This is a genomic window from Sphingobacterium faecale (assembly GCF_016746095.1).
GTDB lineage: Bacteria > Bacteroidota > Bacteroidia > Sphingobacteriales > Sphingobacteriaceae > Sphingobacterium > Sphingobacterium faecale.
In genome coordinates, this window is the sequence record NZ_JAERTY010000003.1 from 304085 (window position 1) to 330432 (window position 26348).

The 26348-nt window shown below is 39.2% G+C and carries 22 protein-coding genes and 1 pseudogene; 11 read left to right on the forward strand and 12 right to left on the reverse strand.

All coding sequences use genetic code 11. The annotated features are described in order from the left end of the window. Positions 1-13 precede the first annotated feature (13 nt). Positions 14-394, reverse strand: a complete 381-nt coding sequence (locus JKG61_RS06910; RefSeq protein WP_202102237.1) for a hypothetical protein — start codon at positions 392-394, stop codon at positions 14-16. Positions 395-577: 183 nt separating this feature from the next. Between JKG61_RS06910 and JKG61_RS06915 the strand changes: the two genes are divergently transcribed. Both JKG61_RS06915 and JKG61_RS06920 read left to right on the forward strand, forming a co-directional pair. Beyond that, positions 578-976: a hypothetical protein gene (locus JKG61_RS06915; protein WP_202102238.1), complete on the forward strand. Its 399-nt coding sequence runs from the start codon at positions 578-580 to the stop codon at positions 974-976. 106 nt (positions 977-1082) lie between these two features. Beyond that, complete coding sequence (locus JKG61_RS06920; protein WP_202102239.1) at positions 1083-1871, forward strand: SDR family oxidoreductase; 789 nt, start codon at positions 1083-1085, stop codon at positions 1869-1871. A 57-nt stretch (positions 1872-1928) separates the two neighbouring features. Here JKG61_RS06920 and JKG61_RS06925 read toward each other — a convergent pair whose 3' ends face one another. The 6 genes from JKG61_RS06925 to JKG61_RS06950 all read right to left on the reverse strand — a co-directional run bounded on the left by JKG61_RS06925 (position 1929) and on the right by JKG61_RS06950 (position 12103). Then, positions 1929-3365, reverse strand: coding sequence for a SusD/RagB family nutrient-binding outer membrane lipoprotein (locus JKG61_RS06925; RefSeq protein WP_202102240.1), 1437 nt, complete (start codon positions 3363-3365; stop codon positions 1929-1931). A 12-nt stretch (positions 3366-3377) separates the two neighbouring features. After that, positions 3378-6596: a SusC/RagA family TonB-linked outer membrane protein gene (locus tag JKG61_RS06930; protein ID WP_237249402.1), complete on the reverse strand. Its 3219-nt coding sequence runs from the start codon at positions 6594-6596 to the stop codon at positions 3378-3380. An 81-nt stretch (positions 6597-6677) separates the two neighbouring features. Then, positions 6678-7733 carry a dipeptide epimerase gene (locus JKG61_RS06935; protein WP_202102241.1) on the reverse strand — a complete coding sequence of 352 codons (1056 nt, stop codon included), beginning with the start codon at positions 7731-7733 and terminating at the stop codon, positions 6678-6680. A 14-nt stretch (positions 7734-7747) separates the two neighbouring features. Beyond that, positions 7748-8968 carry a C40 family peptidase gene (locus JKG61_RS06940; RefSeq protein ID WP_202102242.1) on the reverse strand — a complete coding sequence of 407 codons (1221 nt, stop codon included), beginning with the start codon at positions 8966-8968 and terminating at the stop codon, positions 7748-7750. Positions 8969-9165: 197 nt separating this feature from the next. Next, entirely contained in the window at positions 9166-11358 is a 2193-nt protein-coding gene (locus JKG61_RS06945; protein ID WP_202102243.1) for a WG repeat-containing protein, read from the reverse strand. 256 nt (positions 11359-11614) lie between these two features. Then, on the reverse strand, positions 11615-12103 hold the full coding sequence (locus JKG61_RS06950) for a DUF2938 domain-containing protein (RefSeq protein ID WP_202102244.1): 489 nt from the start codon (positions 12101-12103) through the stop codon (positions 11615-11617). Between the two features lie 202 nt (positions 12104-12305). Between JKG61_RS06950 and JKG61_RS06955 the strand changes: the two genes are divergently transcribed. The 4 genes and pseudogenes from JKG61_RS06955 (at position 12306) to JKG61_RS06970 (ending at position 14967) form a co-directional block, all read left to right on the forward strand. Continuing rightward, positions 12306-12587: a thioredoxin family protein gene (locus JKG61_RS06955; protein WP_202102245.1), complete on the forward strand. Its 282-nt coding sequence runs from the start codon at positions 12306-12308 to the stop codon at positions 12585-12587. Between the two features lie 37 nt (positions 12588-12624). Then, a complete protein-coding gene (locus tag JKG61_RS06960; RefSeq protein ID WP_202102246.1) occupies positions 12625-12918 on the forward strand; it encodes a thioredoxin family protein in 294 nt (97 codons plus the stop codon). 2 nt (positions 12919-12920) lie between these two features. Further along, positions 12921-13850: pseudogene (gene trxB / locus JKG61_RS06965) on the forward strand (thioredoxin-disulfide reductase); the annotation flags it as partial. A gap of 109 nt (positions 13851-13959) precedes the next feature. Beyond that, positions 13960-14967, forward strand: coding sequence for an NAD(P)/FAD-dependent oxidoreductase (locus JKG61_RS06970; protein WP_202102247.1), 1008 nt, complete (start codon positions 13960-13962; stop codon positions 14965-14967). Positions 14968-15001: 34 nt separating this feature from the next. Here JKG61_RS06970 and JKG61_RS06975 read toward each other — a convergent pair whose 3' ends face one another. Together JKG61_RS06975 and JKG61_RS06980 are read right to left on the reverse strand one after the other, a co-directional pair. Beyond that, entirely contained in the window at positions 15002-15952 is a 951-nt protein-coding gene (locus JKG61_RS06975) for a helix-turn-helix domain-containing protein (protein WP_202102248.1), read from the reverse strand. A 154-nt stretch (positions 15953-16106) separates the two neighbouring features. Continuing rightward, complete coding sequence (locus JKG61_RS06980) at positions 16107-16640, reverse strand: 5' nucleotidase, NT5C type (protein WP_202102249.1); 534 nt, start codon at positions 16638-16640, stop codon at positions 16107-16109. 152 nt (positions 16641-16792) lie between these two features. On the opposite strand from JKG61_RS06980, the gene JKG61_RS06985 reads away from it, so the two are divergent. Further along, a complete protein-coding gene (locus tag JKG61_RS06985) occupies positions 16793-17539 on the forward strand; it encodes a DeoR/GlpR family DNA-binding transcription regulator (protein ID WP_202102250.1) in 747 nt (248 codons plus the stop codon). A gap of 227 nt (positions 17540-17766) precedes the next feature. Beyond that, complete coding sequence (locus tag JKG61_RS06990; RefSeq protein WP_202102251.1) at positions 17767-19101, forward strand: GH1 family beta-glucosidase; 1335 nt, start codon at positions 17767-17769, stop codon at positions 19099-19101. 74 nt (positions 19102-19175) lie between these two features. On the opposite strand, the gene JKG61_RS06995 is transcribed toward JKG61_RS06990, so the two are convergent. Next, complete coding sequence (locus JKG61_RS06995) at positions 19176-19709, reverse strand: hypothetical protein (protein ID WP_202102252.1); 534 nt, start codon at positions 19707-19709, stop codon at positions 19176-19178. 92 nt (positions 19710-19801) lie between these two features. Continuing rightward, on the reverse strand, positions 19802-20308 hold the full coding sequence (locus JKG61_RS07000) for a GNAT family N-acetyltransferase (RefSeq protein ID WP_202102253.1): 507 nt from the start codon (positions 20306-20308) through the stop codon (positions 19802-19804). A gap of 168 nt (positions 20309-20476) precedes the next feature. Between JKG61_RS07000 and JKG61_RS07005 the strand changes: the two genes are divergently transcribed. Next, entirely contained in the window at positions 20477-21580 is a 1104-nt protein-coding gene (locus JKG61_RS07005; RefSeq protein WP_202102254.1) for an AI-2E family transporter, read from the forward strand. Here JKG61_RS07005 and JKG61_RS07010 read toward each other — a convergent pair. Beyond that, the gene (locus JKG61_RS07010; RefSeq protein WP_202102255.1) at positions 21575-22309 is read right to left on the reverse strand and encodes a metallophosphoesterase family protein; all 735 of its coding nucleotides are present in this window, start codon (positions 22307-22309) and stop codon (positions 21575-21577) included. The genes JKG61_RS07005 and JKG61_RS07010 overlap by 6 nt on opposite strands. Positions 22310-22627: 318 nt before the next feature. Here JKG61_RS07010 and JKG61_RS07015 point away from each other — a divergent pair, with 318 nt between their 5' ends. Together JKG61_RS07015 and JKG61_RS07020 are read left to right on the forward strand one after the other, a co-directional pair. Then, positions 22628-25051: a DUF2339 domain-containing protein gene (locus tag JKG61_RS07015; protein ID WP_202102256.1), complete on the forward strand. Its 2424-nt coding sequence runs from the start codon at positions 22628-22630 to the stop codon at positions 25049-25051. Next, the gene (locus JKG61_RS07020) at positions 25038-26267 is read left to right on the forward strand and encodes a DUF3999 family protein (RefSeq protein ID WP_202102257.1); all 1230 of its coding nucleotides are present in this window, start codon (positions 25038-25040) and stop codon (positions 26265-26267) included. Before JKG61_RS07015 ends, JKG61_RS07020 begins: the two co-directional genes overlap by 14 nt. The last annotated feature ends 81 nt before the right edge of the window (positions 26268-26348 follow it).

The window sequence follows — 26348 nt, forward strand, 5'->3', positions numbered from 1 at the left end:
AACTATTGGATGTTTAATATACTTTAGGACTTTCCAATAAATCGGTTACATAACCTAAGATTTCAATCTCGCTGTGTCCATCCTCTAACATGGAGAATGTAAGGTATGCTGCATAAATTTCTCCGCTAAATAGGATATGCTTATCCTCTACTATAGTGTCTATAATCTGATCTCTTATTTCTACACCTAAATGCTGAAGTTCATTGTGTAAGTTGGTTGAGATGGTTTCATGGCACTCACCACCCGCAAACCCCACTATGATATGTAAAACTAACTTATCAAAAAGGTCAGGATCCTGGTTTTTGAATTTATTGGCATAAAGGTCATAGTCGAATCGCTTTTTTGCACTATTGACTATTTTATCCCAGATCAAAAATTCTGTTTTCGTCTGCATAACTCTAATTGTTTATAAGGTGGTTATGTAAATATAAAAAAAACGAAATGTATTTCAAAGAGGAAAAAGCAACAGTCTATCAGGAATATAATTCTTCAACTTTTGTAGAAAACCATTTTTGATTGAAAATTGTTTATCAGATAGTGTATGGGAATTTTTAACAAAAGAAAATAGGAGGTTATCATGGGATTCAATAATTATGTAGATCCTGAAAATGATTTTCTTGAGGATGACGACCAAGAAGACGGACTAGAGGTCAATGATCTAACTTATGATGAAGAAAAGGGAAGCTATCGATTTGACGTTGATGATAATGATCCAGACTGGGATCATCCGGCAGATTATGACACTTTGAGTCAAGGGGCTGAGGAAGATCTGTCGACTTATGATGTTTCTAACCCTTTCGTAGGATCAGAGTATGCAAATTTGGACAATTTGAAACAAGAAGATTTAGAAAGATCTGGTATGCGTATTACAGACAAAAAGAACTTTAAGTTATCTAAGCTGGATAAAGAGATATCAAAAGATGAAGAGGATTATAGGGATGATCTGGATGAAGAAGGATATCCAAGGAGAGATTAATTGGATTGTATTTAACTTTGACTTTTGTCAATTCGAGGGCTTTTAGTAGGTTTGATTGTGTTTTTTATCAAGTAGCATCTAAATTTTAAATCCCTAAATCGTAGGCATGAAAATAATTTTAAATGGAAAAAAGGCCCTAGTTGGTGGTAGTTCTTCTGGAATTGGGCGTGCCATCGCTATAGAACTGGCAAAATGCGGAGCAGAAGTTACTTTAATGGCTCGTTCTGAAGAGAAACTGAAAGTTCTATTATCCGAGTTAGATTCTTCTCAAGGGCAAAAGCATCATTATCTAGTTACAGATTTTAATGATTATGAATCTCATAAGAATAACGTAACTCAGTATTTCGATGAGTATCAAGTTGACATCTTAGTTAATAATACCAACGGCCCGCAAGCGGGAGACATCCTACATAAAGGGGAGAATGATTATCAACTCGCTTTTGAGCTCTTGTTCCAAAATGCGGTATTTACTACCCGTTTAGCTTTACCTTATATGCAGTGTAAAGGGTTCGGGCGCATTATCAATGTTTCCTCCATGACAGTAAAAGAACCTCAGGATAGTTTAGTCCTTTCCAATACCATGCGTACAGCTCTGGTATCTTGGAGCAAGAGTCTTTCTAATGCTGTGGCTGTAGATGGGATCACTGTGAATTCGATTATGACTGGATATTTTGATACGGAACGTTTGAATAGTCTAATGGAAATTCAAGCAGTTTCTGCCGGTATAGGTGTAGAAGATATAAAGAAACAACGTATCGCCTCTGTACCGGTTAATAGATTAGGAAATCCGCAGGAGTACGGATATCTGACAGCATTCTTAGCCTCTGACTATGCTTCATTTCTAACAGGTGCCGCTATTCCTCTAGATGGTGGAATTGCGAAAACTATGTTTTAGGATTTAATAACAAGGAGACGATAGTTTTATCGTCTCCTTGTCCATATAAGTATAATTTTATGGTTTATCCCACCATACTCTAGCATTTAGTCCATCTGTACCACCATAAGGGAATGATTTAACAGCAGCCTCGTAGTTGGTTTTATTATTTGAGGCTTCCTGTGTAGGGTACCCTTCACGACGTGGTATATTTCCTCCGTTAATATCAGCTGCCAAAGTTAGATTAGGGAATCCTGTTCTTCGCCATTCTGCCCATCCCTCATAACCGTAAGGGAATAAGTGTATCCAACGTTGTGTGGCTATTTGTTCGATTGCATTATTAGCATCATATGCTATATCTGTATTAGATAAATAAGCCGCTGCACTAGTATTTTCACCGGTCCACTGAGAAAATGATTGTTTTATGGCTTCTTCATAGAAAGTTTTTGCCTGACTATCCCCTCCGCCGATCCAGCCCAACTTTGCAGCTTCTGCTTGTGCAAATAATAGTTGAGCGTAGGTTATTAGATGCACTGGAGAATCTTGCTTTCTAATGGCGCTACCAAATAAAGATACTTTAGGGATATCTACGTCAGGATTAGGCACTAATTTCCCGAACTCTAGTCCAGCATAGCCACCTGCACTGTTCTTGTCTCCGTAAACGGCGAGACGAGGATCGTTATAGGGTAACATATGATTGACGAGCACTTCGCTCAATGCATACCAGTTTCTTTTCTGTACAGTAAATGAATTGTACCAAAAGTTTTCGTGTGCGGATTCTGCTAAGTGTGGGTAAGACAGGTTATCACTGTTAGACGTTAGTATACCTGCATTCATCGCCTTTACGAATTCTGCTTTCCCTTTATCCGGGCTTACTTTAGATAGCCTTAAGGCCATTAACATGTGCATTGAATTTCCGAGTTTTTTCCATTTACCCATATCTCCATTGTAAACGATATCATTTTTTATCTTTCCAGATAATACGATACTGCTATTAGCCTCATCCAGTAATTTGAACAGCGCAGTATAAATATCTTCTTGTTTATCGTATTTAGGAGCAGCCAGTTCCATACCCTTAAGGGCTTCTGTCATCGGAACATCTCCCCATCGATCGGTTACGTGCCAAAGAAAAAATGCCTTTAATATTTTCGCAACAGCGATTTGGTTAACAACAGGCCCATCATTTGCATTTAACTCTTTTTCGCTATTAAGGACAGCTTCCAAATTCATTAATGGACCAATATACCACGTAGAAAAATTGAGATTGGTCGATATAAAACGGGTATTATCCGTATAAGTTGTCAAGCTTAAATATTGAGGATAGTGTACACCGTAGGCACTAGAGCTAACACTAGATAAATACATCTGAGAATTGGCTATAAGCTGAGTTCCAGATGCCTTATTAGGTCTATTAGGATTCTCATAATACGATTCATCGAATTTCGTACAAGAAGACAGGATTGCCATCGGACCAATGGCTAGCCACAGATATCTTAATATATTATGTTTTTTCATGACTTACAATTTTTAAAACTTGACACTTAGATTAAATCCATAAGAACGAACTGTTTGTAATTCCCCCTTTTCTATCCAACTGATATTAGCACTCCCTGAGGATAGTTCTGAAGGATCTAGTCCTTTGGGTGCTTTTTGCCAGATCATCCACGGATTTCTCGCAATCGCTGCAATGCGGATTGTTTTAAACGGTGTGTTCCCTAGCTGATTTTGATTGAAAGTATATCCTAAACTCACTTCTCTCAACTTGATATAAGACGCATCATATAACCATTCTTCGTAAATTCGAGTCCCAATTTGGTTTCTAAAATAAGTCCTGGCATCAATAAAAGCATTAACTTCTTGTCCAGTAGCTTCTGAAATTCCATTTATTTCAAAACCACCGCCATCAGCTAGTGGATCTCGGACATTTTTACCATTGCTGTTAAGCACTGCTGTTTCTTCAGCCTGACCGGATTTTACCGCTAGCATTTTAGACCAACTGAAAAATTTACCTCCAGATTGAAAATCAATCATGGCATTAAAATCTATGTTTTTGTATTTAAAACTGTTGATAAAACCACCTGTAAAATTGGGAATAACTGAACCGAAATTTTTATTAAGTTCCTGAATCGGTAGATTTGCGTTATCTAACAATATTTTCCCTGTGGCTTCATCTCTTTTGTATCCTGGTCCTACCAACGAACCGAATGCCGCTCCTTTATTGGCATATAAATAAACAGTTTGACTTGAGTAAGTGTTATTATCTAATTGATAAGCATCTATTCCAGGAATTAACTCATGTATCTTACTGTTGTTTTTCGCTCCGTTTAATGTTGTCGTCCAAGAAAAACTGTCTGACTGTACAGGCACAGCTGTCAACGAGAGTTCAATACCACTATTTTCGATATCTCCTGCATTCACTGTGAAACTAGAATACCCTGTAGCGACAGAAGAAGAAAGTCCGATAACCTGATCTTTATTTCGCTGTTGGTAGTAGGTGAAGTCTAGCCCCAATCTATTATTAAAGAACTTCAGATCAGTTCCTACCTCAAAAGAACGTGCAAAAGATGGCCTCAAACTGGGATTATTCAACACATCCGGAACGTAGAATGTATTGATAGTTCCATTTTTTGAGGTATATACAGACCCTATTTCGTAATTTAAAATAGTTGAATATGGTGATACGGATGAACCTGCTACCGCGTAGGATGCTCTCAATTTTCCAAAACTCAACACCGGCAATTCTATCAAATTACTAAATACAAATGAGCCTGATACGGAAGAGTAATGATAGGCGTTATTGTCTTTTGGTAAGGTCGATGAAATATCTCTACGGAACGAACCATCAAGGAAATAAGTGTCCTTATAGCCTAGCGATGTCATTACATAAGCCGATCTAGTCTGCTCTTTTAGCTTATAGGATTCCGCTATAGGTCTATCAATCGAACCTTCGATATTATAGAAGCCAATCGAACTAAGTCCCCCTTGTGTCCGTTGATTCAGATAGTCATAATGTCGTGTATATATATTTCCACCAAGGTTTGCATGGAGAGAAAAATCGTTCCATGTTTTATCATATTGTGCTAACACCTCATAGTTGGTTTCATCATTTTGAAACTTCCCGACTCGGTACCCTTGATCTGAATTGAATGAGCCGACACCAGTATGAGCTCTACCTCCAACAGCTAGTTTTTGGCTGATATTCTGTGTAAATTGATCTTTTCTAATAAAGCCAGACAATTTTAAGTTTGAGCGTATTTTATAGGTCAAACCGATGTCTCCAAAAAAGCGATCTCTCGAGTCGTTGTTCAGATTCTCGTAGGCATCAAAAAAAGGATTATTCCAATCTGATGGTGTATTATTAACCATCAACTCACTTGTTCCATCTGGGTTAACGTTCCAGTTCATAATGGTTCCGTCAGCATATTTATAATTGCGCAGTCTATTAATATCTATATTACGCTGAAACCATTGGGTAGCACCAGTAAATGATCCTTGATACCCCTGTGTGGGTCTTTGACCATTATTGTTAGCATAATTAACATTGGCAGAAGCAGTAAGTTTTTCTGTGATATCCAAAGAGCCATTTATAGCGAAATTATTCCTTTTTAACCAAGTGTTCGGATATGTCCCCTTTATGTAGGCATTATTATACGAGAAGCGAATTGCACTATTTTCACCACCTCCACTAATGGTCAATCCGTTGTTTGTATTCACGCCAGTGTTAAAGAAGTCTTTGATGTTATCAGGTTGGGGTACAAATGGAGTAGCCTTACCATATTCGGCATCTAGCGGATAGAAACTGTAATACATACGAACTGGGGTTCCATCCATTTTGGGTCCCCAAGACTCATCATTACCATTAACATACAACTCTCCTGATGCTAATTTCAGAAAAGTCTGATTATTACCTACTCCATAAGTGTTTTGCAACGGCATAAAGTTTCCAACTTGCTCAAAGGATGTTGCTGAGTTCAAATCAATCGCGATAGATTTAGGACCTTTTTTACCTTTTTTTGTAGTAATCATAATTACTCCATACTGACCACGGATTCCATAAAGTGCCGACGCAGTGGGGCCTTTAAGGATATTGATACTTTCTATGTCCTCAGGGTTCACATCCTGTCCTACGTTACCTAAGTCCACTCCATTACCATTACCTGAACTGAAGTTGGAGTTAGATATTGGCGTACCGTCGATCACCATTAGTGGTTGACCTCCCCCCGTAACAGAGTTGATACCTCTTAGTTTAATCTTTTGTGTTCCACCTAGATTCGCACCAGAGGATCCCGTGACTTGCGCTCCGGCCACTTTTCCCGCAAGCGAACCTAATACATTGGCCTCTTTTGTAAAAGTAAGATCATCTCCTCCAATTTTTTGAGTCGAATATCCTAATGATTTCTGGGACCTTTGTATGCCTAGTGCTGTTACAACAACTTCTTCAATATCCTTCTCGCTAGTAATTAAGGTTACACTAATTGTTTTCCGGCCTTTGACCTGAATCTCTTGCGAGAGATAGCCGACTGCGGAAATCATCAGTGTTGCATTTTGATCTGCATTTAAAGCAAATAGTCCACTGGCATTGGTAGATCCTGCAGTAGAGGTCCCTTTGACCGAGATTGTTACTCCCGACAGAGGAGTTCCATTTTGGTCTGTTACCTTACCAGCTACCGAAATCTGCTGCGCGTTTACCACCTGTAAACCAGCGCTCGCCATCACACATAGTGCGGTGAGTAGATGATTTTTCATGAATAAGGTTTGTTTAGTTTATAATTTTTTTAAGTTTTATTTGGTACTCCGGTCAATTTACGACCGGAGATTTTTTCTGTATCATGTGTTTTTTATCACACCTATTCCCGGCCGATCTGGCAGTATACACAGTCCATTGTGTACTGTCATCCCATCGTAAATATCGTTCCCTATAAGTAATGCTCCATCTAAATCTGCCCAGTCTACTAACGGTGCTAGTTGTGCCGCAGCAGAGATTGCACAAGAAGTTTCGGTCATACAACCGAGCATTACCTTCATTTCTAAAGATCGCGCTAATTCTGCCATTTGCTTGGCTTCACGCATACCTGTACATTTCATAAGCTTGATATTAATACCTGTATAAACATCCTTTAGTTTGGGGACGTCAATCAATCGTTGACACCCCTCGTCTGCTATCGTAGGGATGGGTGAGTATGCTGTCAACCAAGCATTCTCATCGATCATCTCTTTCGGCATAGGTTGTTCTAAAAAAACTACATTCCGTTCGTACAACCAATGTGCCATTTCTAATGCTTCTTCTTTGTTTTTCCAACCTTGATTGACATCAGCACAAAGAGGAACATCAGTTACAGAGCGTATAGTTTCAATAATCATTTTATCTGTATCAAGACCCAGTTTGACTTTCAAAATCTTAAACTGTTCTGCTTCCTTTACCTTCTTACGAATCATCTCTTCGCTATCTATACCTATTGTATAGGAAGTTGGAGGAATACGATCTGGATTTAACCCCCATATTTTATAGTAAGGTTGTTGCATGATTTTCCCCAACAAATCGTGCAAAGCGATATCCAATGCCGCTTTTGCAGCGGTATTCTTTTCTTGTAGCACATCGATATAGTGAAGAATTTCATCTGTTGCAAATGGAGAAGAAAAGTGACTTAAGTCCACTTGACGCAGGAAATCGCATACACTTTCTTGTGATTCACCAAGATAAGGAGGCATACTAGCTTCACCATATCCGATGAGTCCTTCGTATTCTATTTCAGTCAATACTACAGGAGTAGTCGTCCGACTAAAGGACGCAACAGTAAAGACATGACGCATTTCTAAGGTGTAAGGCCTAAAGCGTAATGTGAATCTGCCCATTGTTTTTGTTTCCCAGGAATTGCTGCTCATGATGTCTTTCTTTTTTATTTTTTGTAGAATGGGTTGTCTTGAATAGCTACGATAGCGTTATCTTTGGCTCCAACATAACGTTTCGCTGCAACGACTGTCCTAGTTTGGAAATCGTCATAATTACTTGCGTCTTTCAACATAGAATTAACACGTACCGTACCCGCTGAATGTATAAATTCTCCATTGCCCATATAGAGCGCCACGTGTGTCACCCGCGCATTAGGATTGCTGGCTTTACCGGCAGCGAAGAAAAGTAAATCTGCAGGTTTTAGATTTTTTAATGCCTTTTCCGCGTCGAAATGACCATCCTGGCCTAAAATATCTACTGTTTCACCGACTAAAACCTGTTGAGAGGCATCCCGTGGAATTACATAGCCATTCATGAAAAATGCTGTTTTGGTAAAACCACTGCAATCTACACCTTTGACTGATGTACCACCCCATAGGTAGGGGAGTCCTAACATGCTCTTGGCACTATTCAACACATTATCGGGTGTTAGGTTTCTTGAGGTTATCCAATCTTGTAGTGTCAAAGCCTCATCTTTGGGTACATAGCCAATGCGTCCATCGGGATAAGCAACTTCGTAGAATTGTGAAGATTCTTTCTCTAGGGCTAGGATATTACCATACACCAGGTCTGAAATACGAATACTTTTTACATCTGGCTTAGAGTAAGCTTTTCCAAAGTCATTGGTGTATACTATTTTTTTGCGGTTTTTCCATTGTTGTAATTCTGCTGTAGTCATCGGAACAAGCGAAGAGGTCGGTACCCATGATATATAACCTTCAGGCGTACGTACTCTATATTCGCCATTGGATTTCTGTAAAATATCAACTTGTGTTCCCAAAATAGCTTGCGACGCCATTTCAGATGCATGTCCCGGTTTTGTCCGCAGATTGGCCACGGATAAATTAACAATTCCAAAAGTTTTCATTCCTACTGAAGTATCCGGATATAATTGAACTTTTACCTGAGCACCGCTTTTTTGCAGTTTCTCCTGAAGGAAAGGAAGCGCATCGGATTCGGTTGTCTGTATGACATAGGTATTCTTTTTCAGATCTGCACTAGTCAACTCAATCAATTTCGTTCTTTTATCAGGGGCGAATTTTGACTTTCCTTCCTCTATAGAAGCTACAACTATTTTGTATTTTGTAGAATCAACTTGCGCAAAGGTAATAACCGATGAAAACAAGCCCAATACTGGTAGACAGAAATAAATAAATTTTTTTATCATAATTATATTTTCAATCGTGAAGGGATCATATAAAGTATATGCCTAAATTACGACAAAAATGCATAGAAACGCAAGAAATAATGAATTAATTAAATGTTTTTGCGTTTTTTTACGAATAATTTGACAAATCGGAAACACACCCCGATCGATCAATGTTATCTAAGCTGTGAAGGTAATAGGTAGTAAAGAGTAACAATTTATTCATATTCTTTGGCCTTGACCGGAGCTTTATTACCATCTTTATCCATTACATAATACCAGCCATCCTTTTTCACGATAATGGGCCATGTTTTGTCTTTGCCGTGATAATTTCTACGGATGTCATCATAAATAGCAGGGACAACCCTATTTCCGTTTTTATCGGCCATACCTGACTTCCCGTCCTGCGTAAGCATAATATTCGGATAGCTGGCACTCAGCTCTACATAATCAAAAATAGGTTCCAGTAAGATATGACCGTCACGACGTGCCAGGCCATAGTGCCTTCCCTTCTGTATTTGCAAAATACCGTCTTCGCTCCCTGTGGCATACACATTATCATACTCAAAAGGCAATACCACGCGACCTGCTACATCAATCATCCCATATTTATATTTCCTTCTTTCACCTTCTCTCCCGACATCACGCTTAGCAGCCAATGCCACTCCTTCATAGAATACATCAACCTGCTCTATGCCCTCGAATCGCTTTTCTTCCCAGCGTTCATTGATAAACAGATTCCCTTCTTCACCGTATATTTTCTTCAATCCGCTGTAAAATCCGCCATGATTTTTATCATTGTAGGCCGGAAAACGAAGTAAGTTATACCCTGCATCAGTCCTCCATGTTGGATTTTTATAGATCAGTCTACCTTGTAAATCGACGAGCTTATACTCCTTATTCTTCATCTCAAGCAGCCAATAGCGATTATCTACTAAATGACATTCCGCTATTTGCTGTAATAACGTGTCCATCCGATTTTGCTTTATATTATAACTGTAAAAAGCATTATCATAGTTTTCCAAACGCTTACGCACCAGCATCCACTCTTCATTTAGTATATCGATATACTGTTCAGCCATTGGTATAATTAGCTTTTTCGTCTCCAGATCGAAGAGTCCTATTTGCTCGAGGTAACTTCCTTCTCGTTTCCCTTTAGAGAAAGCCAAATAGCGTTTAAGCACCTGAGGTTGGTATTCTACACCCCTATTTGAAAACTGATAGGAGTTTTCAACAACATAATCCAGAGGAAGAATTTCCTCGCCAAGCTCATCAGCTACTCCTATTTTACCTTGATTTTCTACTCGATAGACCGTCTTTCCATTATAGTAATGTGCGTCTATACCGCTATACTTGCCCATAGGAAGAATGAGGTTCCCCTCCCAGTTATAAATCCCCTTCTGTCCGTCATTCATTGCTGCTATTAAATAGGGCATTTTATCAACTTCGTTTTCGTATTCCATACGGGCTTTCCATTTGGGGTCAAGTCCATAACTACTGTCTCGCTCATCCAAGGAAATTGTTGGGACATATTCACTGGTATATCTGCCATCAGACTTTAAGAAGCTGACTTCATCGTATTCAAAATCAAGCACTGTCTCCCCTTGTGCACTAATCACCCCGTACCTTCCCTTCTTTTTTGCATTCGCCAGATTGCGATTAAATCCACCGATGTATTCCAATGAAGCTGGTACAATCACCTGCTTGGACACGGGGTCTATAATGCCTAAATATTCTTTTTCTTTAAAGACTAACAAATTAGAGCCTTGGATAGCCCGATAGAGCTCATGTCCAGAGATCAGCACATTCCCAGTAGTATCAAAGACGTATGAACTAGTTGAAATATTCGCTTCGAAACGGATCTCCTTCCCATCGTAAAGTATACGCATATAATCATCGTACTTTATGGGGATAATGACATCACCTGTCGCTTTCGCCAATCCCGCCTGTTCGCCGTCCCTGATCTCTACGAAATCATCATTATAGAAATTTGTTACATACTCAAATTGTGGTTCTTTTATCAATTGTCCTGTCTGAGTGGAGACCCAGCCCCAAAGCCCTTTTTGAGATACTGCTATCACTGCCTTATTGATGACTTTAGCATCTTCGTAATCAAATGGGACAATAACATTTCCCTGTTCGTCTGCTACCCCAACGCGACCTTTACGCTTCAAAACAGCAAATTTATAGTCATAAGCTACCCCTTCTCGCCATTGTCCTTGATACCGTGTCTCGAGCTTGATATGATCGTATACGCTGGGCAGCAGTACTTGCCCATCTTCTCTCAACATGCCATATTTACCGTCCTTAACAACGACAAACAGATCTGCAGCATGTTCTTCGACATCGTCGATCCAAAAATCACTAGCTGGGTGGTAATAATAAGTTTTACCTGATTTCTTAATTTTCATCAGGGGAGAGAGATAGTCCCCGAACTCAATAGATTCTACAACTTGATATTCCTGAGTGTAACTCAAGCTCAACTGAAATATTAAAAAAAGGCAGATCAGGTACTTCATATACAACAAAATATACTCAAATATCGCTATTATTTGTTACTATAAAATCCCTGAATACAGTTAATCTATAGTTTATAACAGCCCTACCTGAGTATAGTTCTAGCCCTCCAGCCTCCCATCAAAAGACGGGATAAATGTCAAATATGCATTAACGAAGTAAGAAAGCCATTACCCAACCTGTTACATATAACCCTAATCCATACATAAAATGTGCCTGCAAGCTCCGAACACGGGCTAAGCTTGGGTTTGGTGTCTTTGAGGCAGCTACTCCAAAGCCAAACGCTGGCTGCATAATGAACCAAGGGGCGAATGTCGTGCCTAAACCAATCAACATCGCTGGCCAAAATGTAGGCGCAGAGAGCCAATCGATTCCCCAGATCAACAATAACAGGTAAGCAAACGCTATTCCTATCGAATAATGGGCCAACCAACCAATCTGCTTCTCCTTCCAGAAAGGTGTTGCTTTTAGAATAGATTCATGGTAGAATGTACCTTTTGTAATATGTCCAATCCATCGTCCTAATAATGCATAATCCAACGATGGAATCTGCCATACTTTTTTTAGAACTACGGCGAAGACATCCATTACGATGGTGGCGCCGATACCTAATAAAAGTGCATAAAATAGTGTTATCATAGCTCCTTAATTATAATCTAATACCGCAAATGTAAGCGATATGAGACGTTGTACAGGAACACAAAACAGAGCAAAAACAGGACAAATCAAAGCATTGGATATTCTTGATTGATACACCTGTGATATGTACCGTTTTTGCTAGCAAATGTATAATTATACAAATCACGCTCGCTCTAACTTTGTAGTACTAAAGAATAATAAAATGCAAAAAGAAACCCACAGCCTGAAACTGCTGCAATTTTACGCAGACTGGTGTCAGCCCTGCCAAATGATGATGCCTATCGTAGCATCCATAAAGGGAAAAGAGTATGATTTCCTTGATATATTACAATACAACGTGGACGAAGAAGCCTTCCTGTCTCAGAAATACAACATACGATCAATCCCTACAGTGGTCGTTTTAAAAAACAATGAAGAGGTATGGCGATATACAGGCCCAATGCGTGCCAGTGAACTCAAAGAGATACTATTATCCTTGCGCTAGACCTATTCCATTTTTATACATTTAATCAAAATACAACATGAGTTTCTTAGATCAAAAAAGTGACAAACCTATATTTATGCAATTTACAGCGATATGGTGTGGCCCTTGCCGCATGCTAAACCCTATCGTTGATAAAATCAAGGTTCATAAGTCTGAAGATGTAAATTTTATGCGCATAGATGTCGACACCCAAAGTACTATCGCGGAGGAATTCAGTATCCGTGGTGTACCGACGATGATCTTACTGGACAAAGAAGGAAAAATAAGCTGGAGACATACAGGCTTAGCTTCAGAAAAAGAAATCCTGAACCATATCGAAAACATTCTATAACTATGGAGAATACAACACAATGTGCTATCATCGGATCGGGACCTGCAGGCTATACAGCTGCTATATACGCGTCCCGAGCAGCTCTATCGCCCGTACTATTTACCGGAGTACAGGTGGGTGGACAACTGATGCAGACAACGGAGGTGGACAATTTCCCAGGATATCCAACTGGTGTATTGGGACCACAGCTCATGGAAGATCTCAGACAACAGGCTCTTCGATTTGATACCGAAATCATACAAGACGATATCGTTGAAATTGATTTTTCGGACCGTCCTTTTCGATTAATAAGACATAGTGGGGAGATAACCTGGGCCGATTCTATTATCATTGCTACCGGAGCATAGGCCAAATGGCTGGGACTAGAGAATGAGTCTCGGTACTTTGGTATCGGTGTATCGGGATGTGCTACCTGCGATGGATTCTTCTACCGAGATAAATCTGTTGTGGTAGTAGGTGGTGGTGATACAGCATTGGAAGAGGCCTTTTTCCTCGCTAAATTCGCGAAGGAAATTCATCTTCTGGTACGTAAAGACACCTTTCGTGCGTCGCAGATTCTGCAGAATAGGTTAAAACAATTTCCACAAATCACCGTTCACTTCAATACGGAACTACAGGATATAATTGGGGATGGAAAGAAAATCGAGTCTGTCATCATCAAAAAACCGGACAATAACACCTCGGAGCAGATATTGAATGTAGAAGGCGTATTTGTCGCTATAGGACACACACCTAATACCGAACTTTTCAAAGGGAAACTCAACCTCGATGAAAGAGGCTATATAACAACCATCAAAGGTTCAACAAAAACTGGTCTCCCAGGTGTATTTGCCTGCGGAGATGTACAGGATAGTGAATATCGTCAAGCGATAACTGCAGCTGGTTCGGGCTGTATGGCTGCTCTGGATGTCGAACGTTACCTAGCCTCCAGAATAGAAAAAAACGGTATATTCTGTATTGAAGAAGAATCAACAGTTTCAACAATAACATCCCGAAATGGCATTAATTGCCTCGATAATATTACCCTTTAATCTATAAATTATGGATAGTATAAATCGACGGAGTTTCTTACATAAAACAGCATACACCTTATCAGGGTTAGCCCTGAGCAGCTCGCTATCAGGCTTTGACATGGCTCAGCATGAGATAGAACTTTCCCTATTTGACGTCATTATTGTTGGAGGGAGTTATTCCGGCTTAGCAGCGGCGCTAACCTTAGGACGCTCGCAACGTAAGGTTCTGATTATTGACAGCGGAAGTCCCTGTAATAAAGTAGCACCTCATTCGCACAACTTTCTAACACAAGATAGCAGACGCCCCAGCGATATCGCCCATACCGCTAAACAGGATGTTATGAAGTATCCCACAGTGTCTTGGCTAGATGACCGTGTGACAGCCAGTAAATTCCAAAATAACGCATTTACAATACAGACTGCTAATAACAACAAAATACAGGGAAAAAGAGTCTTATTTGCTACCGGTATCCGGGATATCATGCCCGAATTGCCAGGTTTCTCCGCTTGCTGGGGTAAATCGGTATTACACTGTCCCTATTGTCATGGATATGAGTTTAAGGGCAAGAAAATTGGAATTCTAGGGGATGCCAATACAGCATCCCATTATGCTCTACTGGTCAAAAATTATAGTCCTGACATTCAGATTTTCAGCCCGCAAAAAGATAAATTCGATACGGCTCAACAAGCAGCGTTAACACGAAACAATATTGAAATCATAACGAATCCCATAAGAAAAATACAACATGAAGACGGTTGGTTAAACACCGTCGAGCTCGATAACGGTCAAAAAATAGCACGCGATGTGCTCTATACCAGACCGCAATCCGAACAACACTGCAGTATCCCTAGCCAACTGGGATGTGAACTGACCGAACAGGGATTAATCAAGACAAACAGTAACCAACAGACCACTGTACGTGGTATATATGCTTGTGGAGATAATTCTGCGTTCCGCTCTATACCTATAGCTGTAGCTACGGGCTCGACAGCAGGAGCGGCTATAAATATGGATTTGGCAATAGAATCTTTTTAACAAAAGAGCCTCTATTATAATAGAGGCTCTAGTATCAATGTTTGTGTTTTTTTCGAAAGGCTAAAGGTGTCATTCCGGTATGTTTTTTAAAAAAGCGTCCAAAATAGGAATACTCGGTAAAATTCAATGCCAATGCGATCATGGCAACCGTATCATTCGTTTGTAGCAAACGTGACTTAGCTTCCTGTATCATCTGCTTCTGAATAAAATGACTTGCAGGAAATCCGGTAGCTTCTTTTACTACATCGTTGAGATAATTAGGATGTACATGTAACAGTTCAGCATACGCACTTACAAAACGCTTTTCTATAAAATGCTCACTCACCAAAAACTGAAATTGTGCTGCAAGTTGGTCTTTACGGGACAAAGAAAACTGTTCAATACTGGTCTTTCGGTTATAGATACGTTCGGCCTCCAACAAGATTACATTTAAAAACATACGCGTCAGTAAGTCATCATTGAAGGAAATTTTCTGACAGTTCTCACTAGTCAGCTTCCAGAACAAATGTTCCATCATGCCAACCTCACGTTCAGAAAGTGTAATAAAAGGCTCTTTGTTAAACTGAAAAAATGGAAACTGATTCAGTTTTATCTGATGCTTGATACAAAGCAAGAAATAATCTGCGTCAAACATACAGTATATTCCTTTTATATTGTCGCTCCAGGCCTCGACCGCATGAAGCTGATTCTCTCCGACGAAAAACATGGTTCCTGGCTTAAAGAGATATTTCTGGTGCCCAATCACTTCCTCCATCTCCCCTTCTGTCAACAAGACTATACTATAAAACTTTCTTCGTGTCTGCCGACCTTCAATTTTTCGTTGCCGTATCTTTAAATCTTCTAACTTTGCGATCTCCAAGAAACCGCTTCCATGCTGATAAGAAACTGAATTGCACTCTTCGCAAAAAGTCGAGGGTGCATCATTCAAGTAGAAGCTCTTGAAATCCCGCTCATCCCTCAATTCCTTAATATCGTGTTCTTTCATATTCTGCATTACTATTTTAGATACAACAATGTCCTTTTATGAAGAGTCAAAAGAACGGCAATAAGCTATAATCTTATTACAAAAATAAACTATTAAACAGGATTTTAAATAGGCATATTATCGTTCATTATGTACTATTTGTTTGATTGTTATCTTATTGCTCCATAAAATATCGATGTACATCCTTCCAGTCCTGTAAACGTTCAAACCGATGTTCATTGATATTGTGAAAACTATTGAACATTAGACTTATTCCTTTAAAAGTAAGCAAATTCTTCACATGATCATCGATTAGATAGTCGGTATGGATAATATGCTTATGTCCACAGAAGACAATATTATGCCAAGAGATAAATGGAAAATACTCAGCTAACCAGTCTCTTTTTTCCCGAAGGCTCCACGGAAACTCCATCGCTGCCGATACCACAAAAACATCGTATCTATCGTGCAGTTCTTTCACGACCTCTTGTGCATCCTTTGCTACAGGCAGTGTTCTAAAAAAGCCATCAGAGCCAATGTAACGTCTCACCGCTGTTTTATCGGGAACACATTCTCCTTCAGGTAATCCTAACACATCTGCTTCAGTAAGCTGTATACCTGTCTCTTGATGATAATAATTGAGATAATGATCCAGGTTGTCGGCCAAGACCCCATCCATATCCAACGCTATTGTTTTTCTATTGTGCATATCTTATAATTTTAATCAAATATAGCAAAACTTAGAAATATAATGCAAAACATTGCAAACAATAGCAATATATAGAAGTAATAAATCTTATCAATTTTACATTGCTGCGCGATTATATTGCGTACAATATTGAATTTATGTAGGTTTGTCTTATGTTAAAAGAGGATCGTCATAATATTATTGTTGAAGAGACCGTTACCAATGGCTCGTCTTCCTTTCAATCGCTATCTAAAAAACTAGCTGTTTCAGAGGATACAATAAGACGAGATATCAAAGAACTTGACAACAAAGGCTTATTACGTGCAGTTCGTGGTGGAGCGGTATCTGTATCCCGTATTCCCCATCATTATCGGGATCGGGAGAATACCGATATCGATCAAAAGAAAATTATCGCACAGAAAGCAGTATCACTCATCAAAAGTGGACAAGTGCTATTCTTTGACGGCGGAACATCTGTTTTAGAATTAGCTAAAATTCTACCCCTAGATTTAAAAGTAACAATCATTACTAATAGTTTTCCAGTAGCTAATGCTATTGAAGACCATCCTACTGCGGAGCTTATTTTTTTAGGGGGAAAGCTCAATAAAACTTCGTTTTCAACCTACGGCAACGAGACACTGCAAGGTATTGCTAAATTTAAAGTCGATATCTATTTTTTAGGTATATGCAGCATTGCTCCAGATAAACTTTCCTGCAAAGACCTGGAAGAGGCAGAAACAAAAATTGCTATGATGAGGCACAGCGTCAAAACTGTAGGGCTATGTACTTCGGACAAAATAAATAGTGAATCACCCTATTTTGTAGCCCAGACAGGCCACATGCATACCTTAATAACAGAGAACTCCAAAGGTACGCCAGGAACTAAAGCACTAGCAAGACTGGGAATAGAAATTCTATAGTCTCTGATTTCTTCGTAAAAAATTAACCTTTTTACAACATATGATTAACATAAAATCAGTAGATTCATGTAAACATTATTCCAAAACAGGATTAATAAATTTACATAGCTATGAAAACAATAATCTACTTTTTTCAGAACGTTGTCTCTCGACTATTTTTAGCCCGGTTCAGCTCATTTTATTCGCCACTTCGGTCACAAAGAAGCTAATCGAACAAATTGAAATAGATGTTAATAACTAAAAACACTTTTGGTAAAGATTTTATTTGGGGTGTTTCTACCGCAGCTTATCAAATAGAAGGTGCGCATGACCATGATGCAAAAGGTCCTTCTATCTGGGATATTTTTGTCCAAAAGAAAAATAAAATTATACATAATCAGCATGGCAATATCGCTTGCGATTTCTACTATCGGTATGAAGATGACCTGAAACTGATGCAGAGTCTGCATATTCCTAACTATAGATTTTCTATTGCTTGGAGCAGAATACAACCTGATGGGATGGGAAACGTAAATCAGGCTGGTATCGATTTTTACAATAGACTTATCGATTATTCCCTTAGCCTGGGAATTACTCCCTGGATCACCCTCTATCACTGGGACCTCCCCCATGCACTCGAAGAAAAAGGCGGCTGGACAAACCGAGATGTAAAAGATTGGTTTGGCGAGTATGTGGCTCTCTGTGTCAAGTATTTTGGCGATCGTGTAAAAAACTGGATAGTCCTTAATGAGCCTACTGTATTTACAGCTGCGGGTTATTTTTTTGGAGTACACGCACCTGGTAGAAAAGGCTTGAACAACTTTCTAGCTGCGGCGCATCACGCTGCTTTGGCTCAAGCCCAAGGAGGCAGAATCATTAAATCACTGCAAAAGGAAAGTTATGTCGGCACGACCTTCTCTTGCTCCCATGTGGAACCTTACTCTACGAAGGAAAGGGACATCATTGCCGCGAGAAAAGCAGATGTACTGCTCAATCGCTTTTTCATTGAGCCTCTATTGGGAATGGGATACCCTACTCAAGAGATCAAGGTCTTAAATCGAATCGAACGCTATATGAAACAGGGCGACGATACGGATTTAAAATTTGACATGGACTTTATTGGTATACAGAATTATACCCGGGAGGTGATACGGCATTCGCTATTTGTTCCCTTCTTACGTGCTAAGATTGTAAGTGCAAAAAAACGAAAGGTTGAAACGACGGCTATGAACTGGGAAATCTATCCTGAGTCGATGTACCATATACTTAAAAAATTTGATGCCTACCCGAATATTCCTCCACTTATTATCACCGAAAATGGAGCAGCATTTGAGGATCTGGTTGAAGATGGCCGTGTCGATGATTTACAAAGGACACAATATCTAAAAGATGTTATCGAACAGGTATTCCGCGCGAAAAGTGAAGGTGTAAATGTAAAAGGTTATTTTGTCTGGACTTTCTTAGATAACTTTGAATGGGCGGAAGGATATCATCCCCGATTTGGACTGGTACATGTTGATTTTAAAACGCAGCAACGTATTATCAAAGCATCGGGACATTGGTACGGCAACTTTCTCCGCTAAATAATTAGCGAAACAAAGCCACTAAAGTATGCTCTTTAGTGGCTTTATATTCAATCAAACGAAGTTATTATTTTCTAATAGCCCCATTTGACATTCAATTGATGCTTATCGGCATATTTCTTTCCTAAATCATAAACATTCTCGAACAAACCATCTACTTTAGGCAAGTATTCCTTTTCAATTTTTTGAAGAAGTTGTTGTTTTTCTTCATCCGTACCCTTGGTATCGCAAAGCTTCGCGTAAGCTGCGTACTCATTTTTATAAACGGGAAGTACCGCTTCAAATAATTGAATAGATTGCTCTTGTAAAACCTTTGCGTCATCATCGGATACCGTTAACCCCTTGATGTCTTTAATGGCTTTCTCTACCGTTAGGACTTTCAGATTGACAATCTGTTGTGCTTCATCTCCATTCTTCTTACTAGATGGGATATCAGGGAATTCGACCGTCTCTTGTTGAAGACGTTTGCCAAAAGTTGCCGGATCAAAATCGGCAATCAAATTGGTATTGAGTACCACTTGTCCAAAAAATTTATCTGGACTAGCAGACTGACAGGCTATAAAAAATAAACTCGTTAATGTGAAAATAATAAAACGGAACAGCTTCATATATAAATAAATTTTAGTGTGCAAATTAACGAAATCATCAATGGATATTCAAACATTGGTCTACGCAGCATATCGCTCAAATCCCAATCCTCTTAAATATCCAACGAATACATCAACTCATCATCCGTTGATCCATCTGGCCAAGTAACCTTTTCGGAATGTGTATACACAAAACCAAATCGTTGATTCGCCGCTTTAGAAGCTTCATTTCCGGCACGATGCGACACCAGAATAGAACGACAGTTTTTCTGACGTGCCCAGGCCATGCGTTCTTCATAGAATAAAGTAGACACCCCTTTTCCTCTATGCTCTGGTTTGATGTAAGAGGAAAACAATAGCGCTTTGGAATGGTCTCCATAAAAAAGGGCCACACCAGTCAGACCAACCAAATTACTTTGATGATACAACCCAAAAATTGCCCGGTTGTCATTTTCCAACAAAGTTGACCACTCTTGATCGCTGTAGTTCGATTCTTTTGCATAATTGCTTCCAAACTTGCCAGGTTCAGCTTGCAGTGCTTCAAGTCGAATATCCTTATATGCTTGCCATTGGTCTGCTGACAGACGTATTAGGTCGTATTGTCCAATATTATTTTTCACTAATCATAATTCTATGATGATACCTCTCTTTAAAACATTACAAAAATAAATATTCTAGGCTATTATCGCCTAGGCTTGACTTTATCATTTGTAATTCCATATTATTTTCCGATTTTTATTTCAGAATTTATTGGTTTGATATTTGTTCTCTAAAATCAAATTCTGGATATGACGAAATTCTTAACTCTTCCGTTTTACATCAAATTAGCCTGTACGTTAATCAGCATTATTGCAATTGTCTACATTGCACGTGTAGGTCAAGCCATCATTGTCCCTTTTATTTTAGGAAGCCTTTTTGCCCTGCTGTTAACCCCACTTGGGTCTTGGATGGAAAGAAAGCTAAGAATGCCTCGCGTCTTAGCATCTCTCATTTCCCTGCTTCTTTTTTTTACTTTACTCATTGGTGTAGTTGTTTTACTAGGCTCACAGATGACCAATCTAAAGGAAGATTGGCCTGCATTTGAACGGCAAGTGGTGCAAGGGATGGAAGTATTTCAGGATTGGATTTCCAAAAACCTGCATATCAACTATTCGGATCAGATGGAATACCTTTCTGATACTTTGACCAAATCCGTGAGTCGCGGTACAGCCATACTAGGGGTAGCACTCCTATCCATGTCTTCCACATTTATCCTACTGGTATTTACTTTTTTATATACCTTTTTCATCTTAGTATACCGTCGTCATGTTGTACGTTTTCTCCTATTACTAAACCATGACAGGCATCACAACATTGTGCTTGACATTGTCTCACAGGTACAATATGTGGTAAAGCGTTACCTTATCGGTCTATTTTTGCAAATGATTATCGTGGCCACAATGACTTTTATTGCGCTCACGGCTATAGGTGTCAAATACAGCCTAATGCTGGCCATATTTACAGGTATTTTCAACGTACTCCCTTATGTGGGCATATTTCTTTCTATGTTGATTATTGCCCTGATAACTTTTGCTACCTTATCGTTAATGCATGTCATTCTAGTTTTGGTCGCATTGATTGTCATTCATTTTATCGACAGTAACTTTGTCGTACCGAAGATAGTAGGTTCCAAAGTTCAGGTAAACTCCATGGTGGCTATGATGGCTATCTTTTTCGGGGAGCTGCTGTGGGGAATATCGGGAATGTTTTTGGCCATCCCCATCCTTGCGATCTGTAAAATTGTCTTTGACCGTATCTTAGAATTAAAACCATGGGGATTCCTCTTGGGAGAAGACGATGACAAAGATCATTATATGAAACTCAAAAAGGAGATCTGTGACAGAAAATCATGATTTCAATAAGAAATCGGCATAGAAATCAGGAATCTCACTGTTGTAGATAGCATCTGCTACAGCCTGTATCGGATATTCCACTTTCTGTATTTCGGCCATTATGCTATCGGCAGAAATAGTCAAAATGGTGTATGTCGCTTTCCTATCGGCTTCCTTACTACGACCTACTGATCCACAATTGACCAAAAGAGCTTCGGGAAATTGCTGTATGTAGGAATAATGGGTATGCCCCATGACGAGGACGTCCATTCCTCCCCTTGCTAATTCTGACAGTATAGCTCCTTTATCATCTTCTTCAAATAGGTATTCTTCATTACTGCTAGGGGTTGCATGCACTAATAAAAGACGTTTGAATATACCCTCTACTTTAAAAGTCAGAGACAGTTCAAAAGGAAGGTTGGAAAGCCATAATTTATTTTCTGGAGAAATAGTCCGTTTGGAGAATGCAATGGCAATATCACGATTTGCGGTCTCTACCGCATCATGATGTGTCAAAGGTACCACCGGATAATCGAAAGCAATCCGTTCATCATGATTGCCCAGCAAGCAAGGGATTCCCCGCTGTTTAAATAGAGAAATCACTTCATTGCCCCAAGGTGCAAAGTCCACCAAATCACCTAAACAATATATTTGCGGTATCCCCCTTTGACGAATATCGGTTAGAACATGTTCTAATGCTGTAAGATTGCCATGGATATCACTAATTATTGCTACTTGTATTGATTTCATCGAATTTGCTTATTTATGAGAAAACAAAGATACCGAATCATCTTTCTGCAGAGAAGTGTTTTTGGCCTATTCTGTGGTACAATTGGAATGAAAATGTATCTGTCGGTGATCCAGATTATCTCTCTGAAACCTACATATTGTAAAAAACTTTTGCAATCTCTCAGTAAACATACATACCTCAAAATTAAAGACAGCCGAAGCTACTAAGCAGGGTACCAAAGGGTTCTTTGAAAAATTATTTGGCAAATAAAAAGTCATTCACAAGTTTTTGTACCTTGGTACGATTTTAGCACGAAAGCTAAAACGAAAGCTTAGTTTATGGAAATATTATTAATTGTACTTGGATTTGCTGTTCTCGTGTACCTGCTAAATAGACAGAGAGATGAGATTAAGGGGTTGCGGGAAGGTCTGTCACACACTTTTGATCAGCTAACCATACTAAAGAATCTTCTAGAAGATGGTAAAACCATCCAGACGACTGAAGAGCCAGACCAAGTACCTTTAATAACGGAAGATATTTCGATAGAGGAGACTGATTCTACACCACAACCTATCCTGATGGAAGAAGAGGTTACGTTAACTCCTCCTCCTATTCCCGATTTTCTGCTGCAAGAAGCGACAGAAACTCAATTTCAAACAGAAGACCAATCCAACACTATACAGGATCCTTTTCCTTTTCAACCCATTGTTGAAGAGGAAAAGCTGTCTTGGTTTGAAAAATTTAAACAAAAGAACCCGGATATTGAAAAGTTTATTGGTGAAAATCTTATCAATAAAATCGGTATTATTATCCTAGTCCTCGGAATTAGCTTTTTTGTAAAATATGCTATTGATAAAGAATGGATCAATGAACCTGCACGTGTTGGTATCGGAATATTAGCAGGAGGCATACTCTTGGGGGTCGCTCACCGTATGCGCGCCCAGTTTAAGGCTTTTAGTTCGGTATTAGTGGCCGGAGCCATCGCTGTATTCTATTTCACCATTGGCATAGCATTTCATGATTATCATTTGTTCAGCCAGACGACGACTTTTATCATCATGGTTATGATCACGATGTTCAGTACATTCGTTTCGATGGCTTATAACCGACAGGAGTTGGCTGTAATGTCTGTCATAGGCGGATTTGCAGTACCATTTATGGTCAGTACAGGTCATGGAAACTATCACGTGCTTCTGACCTATATTACCCTTCTGAATGTAGGCATGTTAACGATTTCCTATTTCAGACGATGGTTTGTGGTAAACTTTACCGCATTTATACTGACGACACTTATCGTCGCGGTCTGGTATATCGTATTGCCTTCATCAACTCCTGCGATCCTGTTGCATGTATTTGGTTATTGCACCCTGCTCTATATCCTATTCATGGTTGCATTTGTAATCAACAATGTCGTTCATAAAAACAAGTTTTCTACGTATGAAATTGGAGCAGTGATATCGAACACATCGGCTTTTTATGCCATAGGGTATCATATTGTCCACAGTTATAACCCAAACTACGTAGGTCTTTTCACTATACTACTCGCTGGTTTTAACATTATATTTGCTTACTTAATTTTCAAAAAGTATAGATTTGACAAAACGATAGTTTTTGTACTTATTGGACTCGCTTTGACCTTGGCTACGATCACGATTCCGGTTCAATTTGAAGGTAATTATGTAACGATTTTCTGGGCATGTGAGGCTGTACTCCTGCTATGGCTAACGCACAAATCTCAATTAAAAGGCTTTCTACTGGGTGCGATACTTGTGCAGTGGCTCGCCATCATTAGCCTAGTACAGGACCTAGCAGCCTATGTAGAAGACGAAGTTGCGCATACACTTGTCCTTAATACGGTATGCATTACCGGACTAGTGATCATTGGGTCGCTCATCGCCAGCTATAAACTATTACAAAAACACAGCTATACGTACACGCTATCAGCGATCATTTTCAATCAGATAGCCTACCGAAAGTTCATATTCGTCTGCGCACTCGTATTGGCCTATATATTACCTATCATCGAAATCAGCTATCAGGCATCTTTCCGATTCGACAATGCGGGTACCGTTTATTTCTTCATCTATCTCTATCATATGATATTCAGTACTCTTCTTATTTACTTTGGAAGATACAAGACTAAATCTATAGAGACCCTATCAGATGTACTCATTATAGCTAACGCAATTTTCTATATCATTGTAGGTTACCGTATTCCTATAATTGAAAAGTATACAACGTTTATTTATAATGACGGAGCTTTCCCGTTTGCCTTTAATCTGCATTACTTATCACTCATGGCCTTACTATTACAGGTCTGGTGGTATCTGAAGCGTCATTTTTTCGAGTCCGTCGAACTTGGAAAACGAAATGCCTGTACAGCTTGGTTGGTAGCTTTCTTTATCGTGTATCTCTGCAGTGCTGAGGTTAATATTGTCTTTCTGTTTCAAGCAACAGATTTTGACAGTTACTTTACTACACGAGAATTTGTAATGAAGGTCATCTTTCCTATATTATGGGGATTACTATCTTTTGCCTTCCTTATTTATGGCATCAAGAAAAGCCTTAAAACAGCCCGTGTTATTGCATTGAGCCTTTTGGGGATTACAATTCTGAAACTTTTCATCTATGACATCCGGGATGTGTCCGAGACTGGAAAAATTATAGCCTTTATTTTATTGGGTGCGTTGATATTGACGATTTCCTTTGTATATCAAAAAATTAAAAAACTTGTAGTAGATAATAACAATGAAAAGCTTTAAACATCTCTTACTTCTTCTGTTCTTTGTTATTGCCACTTGCTCCTATACCGTCAGGGCACAACAATTGCAAGCGCAGGTAAGCGTCAATGTAAATGGTTACCACAGTATAGTTGTACCTCAGGAATTTAGAGCCAGAGTGGCTAATAATATGGGAATGCTTAGATTGAAAGATGCTAAAGGCAATGAAGTTCCCTTTATTCTACAAGCCCCCGCTCCACAGTCTTCCTATTTCTCACCTATTCCTTATGAACAGGACAAAAACAAAGTGGATAGCACGGAGCTGTTTCTAATTGACACTAAAGTCAAGAAAAAAAACAGTGGATATATCATACAGGTGGCCAATACGGATAATAGTAAAAAATATCGCGTAGAAGGTAGTGATGATAGGGAAAACTGGTTTGGCATTATCAACAATGGTATTCTTACGGACCTGAAAGACGATAGTCAGACATTCACCAACAAGTCGATACAGTTTCCTTTGGTAGATTATCGCTACATCCGTATTATTTTGGATGACAAGAGCTCTCCTCCGATCAAAGTTCTCCATATTGGTGAAATAAAAAGTGATGAGACAGCGCCGCAACTAGAAAGAGTCAAACACGTAGCATACCAACAGACGAATAACCTTGATCGCAAAACGACCACAATAGCCATTACCAAGGAGATGTGGTCTCCTATTGACTATTTCCAAATCTATACCAGTACACCGAAGCAGTACTACCGCACGGCGCATACCTACACGGAGCAACAAAGATCAAACACAGACAAAAGGCATTCGGGATCTCAATATAGCAACAGTGAGTACCTCGAGTTACATAGTAACGTCAATGGTATATACATGCTGCAAGAGGCTTACCCGAGTAGCTTTTTCCTGGAGATTGAAAATGAAGATAGCCCAGCCCTGCAAATAGACAGTATAGTATTCTATCAAACCCCCATACGTTTGATCGCTGATATGGACAAACAACAGGAGTACAGCTTGCAGGCAGACACGAATTGGACTTCTCCGAATTACGACTTGGCTAAGATAACACTGAATCTTCCTAGCGATATACCCACCGTCACTATCGGCACCATTAAAAATCTCGAAACAAATTCAACTTCAGGAAATAAGAACTATGGCAATTACATCTTAATTGCTTGTTCGATTCTTGGCGTATGCTTAGTTTTTTATTTTGGTAGAGGTCTCATAAAAGATGTAAATAAAGACAAATAATATTTACAAGTACTAATACGGTTTCCCGTAAATAGTGTTATATTTATGACGCATCTTTGGAGCTAGATTAGTAAGGATAAT

What these genes read in the sequence shown, in the direction of transcription:
- JKG61_RS06920 (WP_202102239.1), top strand. Translation starts at nt 1,083, where the DNA reads ATGAAAATAATTTTAAATGGAAAAAAGGCCCTAGTTGGTGGTAGTTCT.
- JKG61_RS07020 (WP_202102257.1), top strand. Translation starts at nt 25,038, where the DNA reads ATGAAAAGCTTTAAACATCTCTTACTTCTTCTGTTCTTTGTTATTGCC.
- JKG61_RS06970 (WP_202102247.1), top strand. Translation starts at nt 13,960, where the DNA reads ATGGATAGTATAAATCGACGGAGTTTCTTACATAAAACAGCATACACC.
- JKG61_RS06945 (WP_202102243.1), bottom strand. Translation starts at nt 11,358, where the DNA reads ATGAAAATTAAGAAATCAGGTAAAACTTATTATTACCACCCAGCTAGT.
- JKG61_RS07005 (WP_202102254.1), top strand. Translation starts at nt 20,477, where the DNA reads ATGACGAAATTCTTAACTCTTCCGTTTTACATCAAATTAGCCTGTACG.
- JKG61_RS07015 (WP_202102256.1), top strand. Translation starts at nt 22,628, where the DNA reads ATGGAAATATTATTAATTGTACTTGGATTTGCTGTTCTCGTGTACCTG.
- JKG61_RS06955 (WP_202102245.1), top strand. Translation starts at nt 12,306, where the DNA reads ATGCAAAAAGAAACCCACAGCCTGAAACTGCTGCAATTTTACGCAGAC.
- JKG61_RS06990 (WP_202102251.1), top strand. Translation starts at nt 17,767, where the DNA reads ATGTTAATAACTAAAAACACTTTTGGTAAAGATTTTATTTGGGGTGTT.
- JKG61_RS06930 (WP_237249402.1), bottom strand. Translation starts at nt 6,596, where the DNA reads ATGAAAAATCATCTACTCACCGCACTATGTGTGATGGCGAGCGCTGGT.
- JKG61_RS07010 (WP_202102255.1), bottom strand. Translation starts at nt 22,309, where the DNA reads ATGAAATCAATACAAGTAGCAATAATTAGTGATATCCATGGCAATCTT.
- JKG61_RS06910 (WP_202102237.1), bottom strand. Translation starts at nt 394, where the DNA reads ATGCAGACGAAAACAGAATTTTTGATCTGGGATAAAATAGTCAATAGT.
- JKG61_RS06985 (WP_202102250.1), top strand. Translation starts at nt 16,793, where the DNA reads ATGTTAAAAGAGGATCGTCATAATATTATTGTTGAAGAGACCGTTACC.
- JKG61_RS06980 (WP_202102249.1), bottom strand. Translation starts at nt 16,640, where the DNA reads ATGCACAATAGAAAAACAATAGCGTTGGATATGGATGGGGTCTTGGCC.
- JKG61_RS06960 (WP_202102246.1), top strand. Translation starts at nt 12,625, where the DNA reads ATGAGTTTCTTAGATCAAAAAAGTGACAAACCTATATTTATGCAATTT.
- JKG61_RS06935 (WP_202102241.1), bottom strand. Translation starts at nt 7,733, where the DNA reads ATGAGCAGCAATTCCTGGGAAACAAAAACAATGGGCAGATTCACATTA.
- JKG61_RS06915 (WP_202102238.1), top strand. Translation starts at nt 578, where the DNA reads ATGGGATTCAATAATTATGTAGATCCTGAAAATGATTTTCTTGAGGAT.
- JKG61_RS06995 (WP_202102252.1), bottom strand. Translation starts at nt 19,709, where the DNA reads ATGAAGCTGTTCCGTTTTATTATTTTCACATTAACGAGTTTATTTTTT.
- JKG61_RS06940 (WP_202102242.1), bottom strand. Translation starts at nt 8,968, where the DNA reads ATGATAAAAAAATTTATTTATTTCTGTCTACCAGTATTGGGCTTGTTT.
- JKG61_RS06950 (WP_202102244.1), bottom strand. Translation starts at nt 12,103, where the DNA reads ATGATAACACTATTTTATGCACTTTTATTAGGTATCGGCGCCACCATC.
- JKG61_RS06975 (WP_202102248.1), bottom strand. Translation starts at nt 15,952, where the DNA reads ATGAAAGAACACGATATTAAGGAATTGAGGGATGAGCGGGATTTCAAG.
- JKG61_RS06925 (WP_202102240.1), bottom strand. Translation starts at nt 3,365, where the DNA reads ATGAAAAAACATAATATATTAAGATATCTGTGGCTAGCCATTGGTCCG.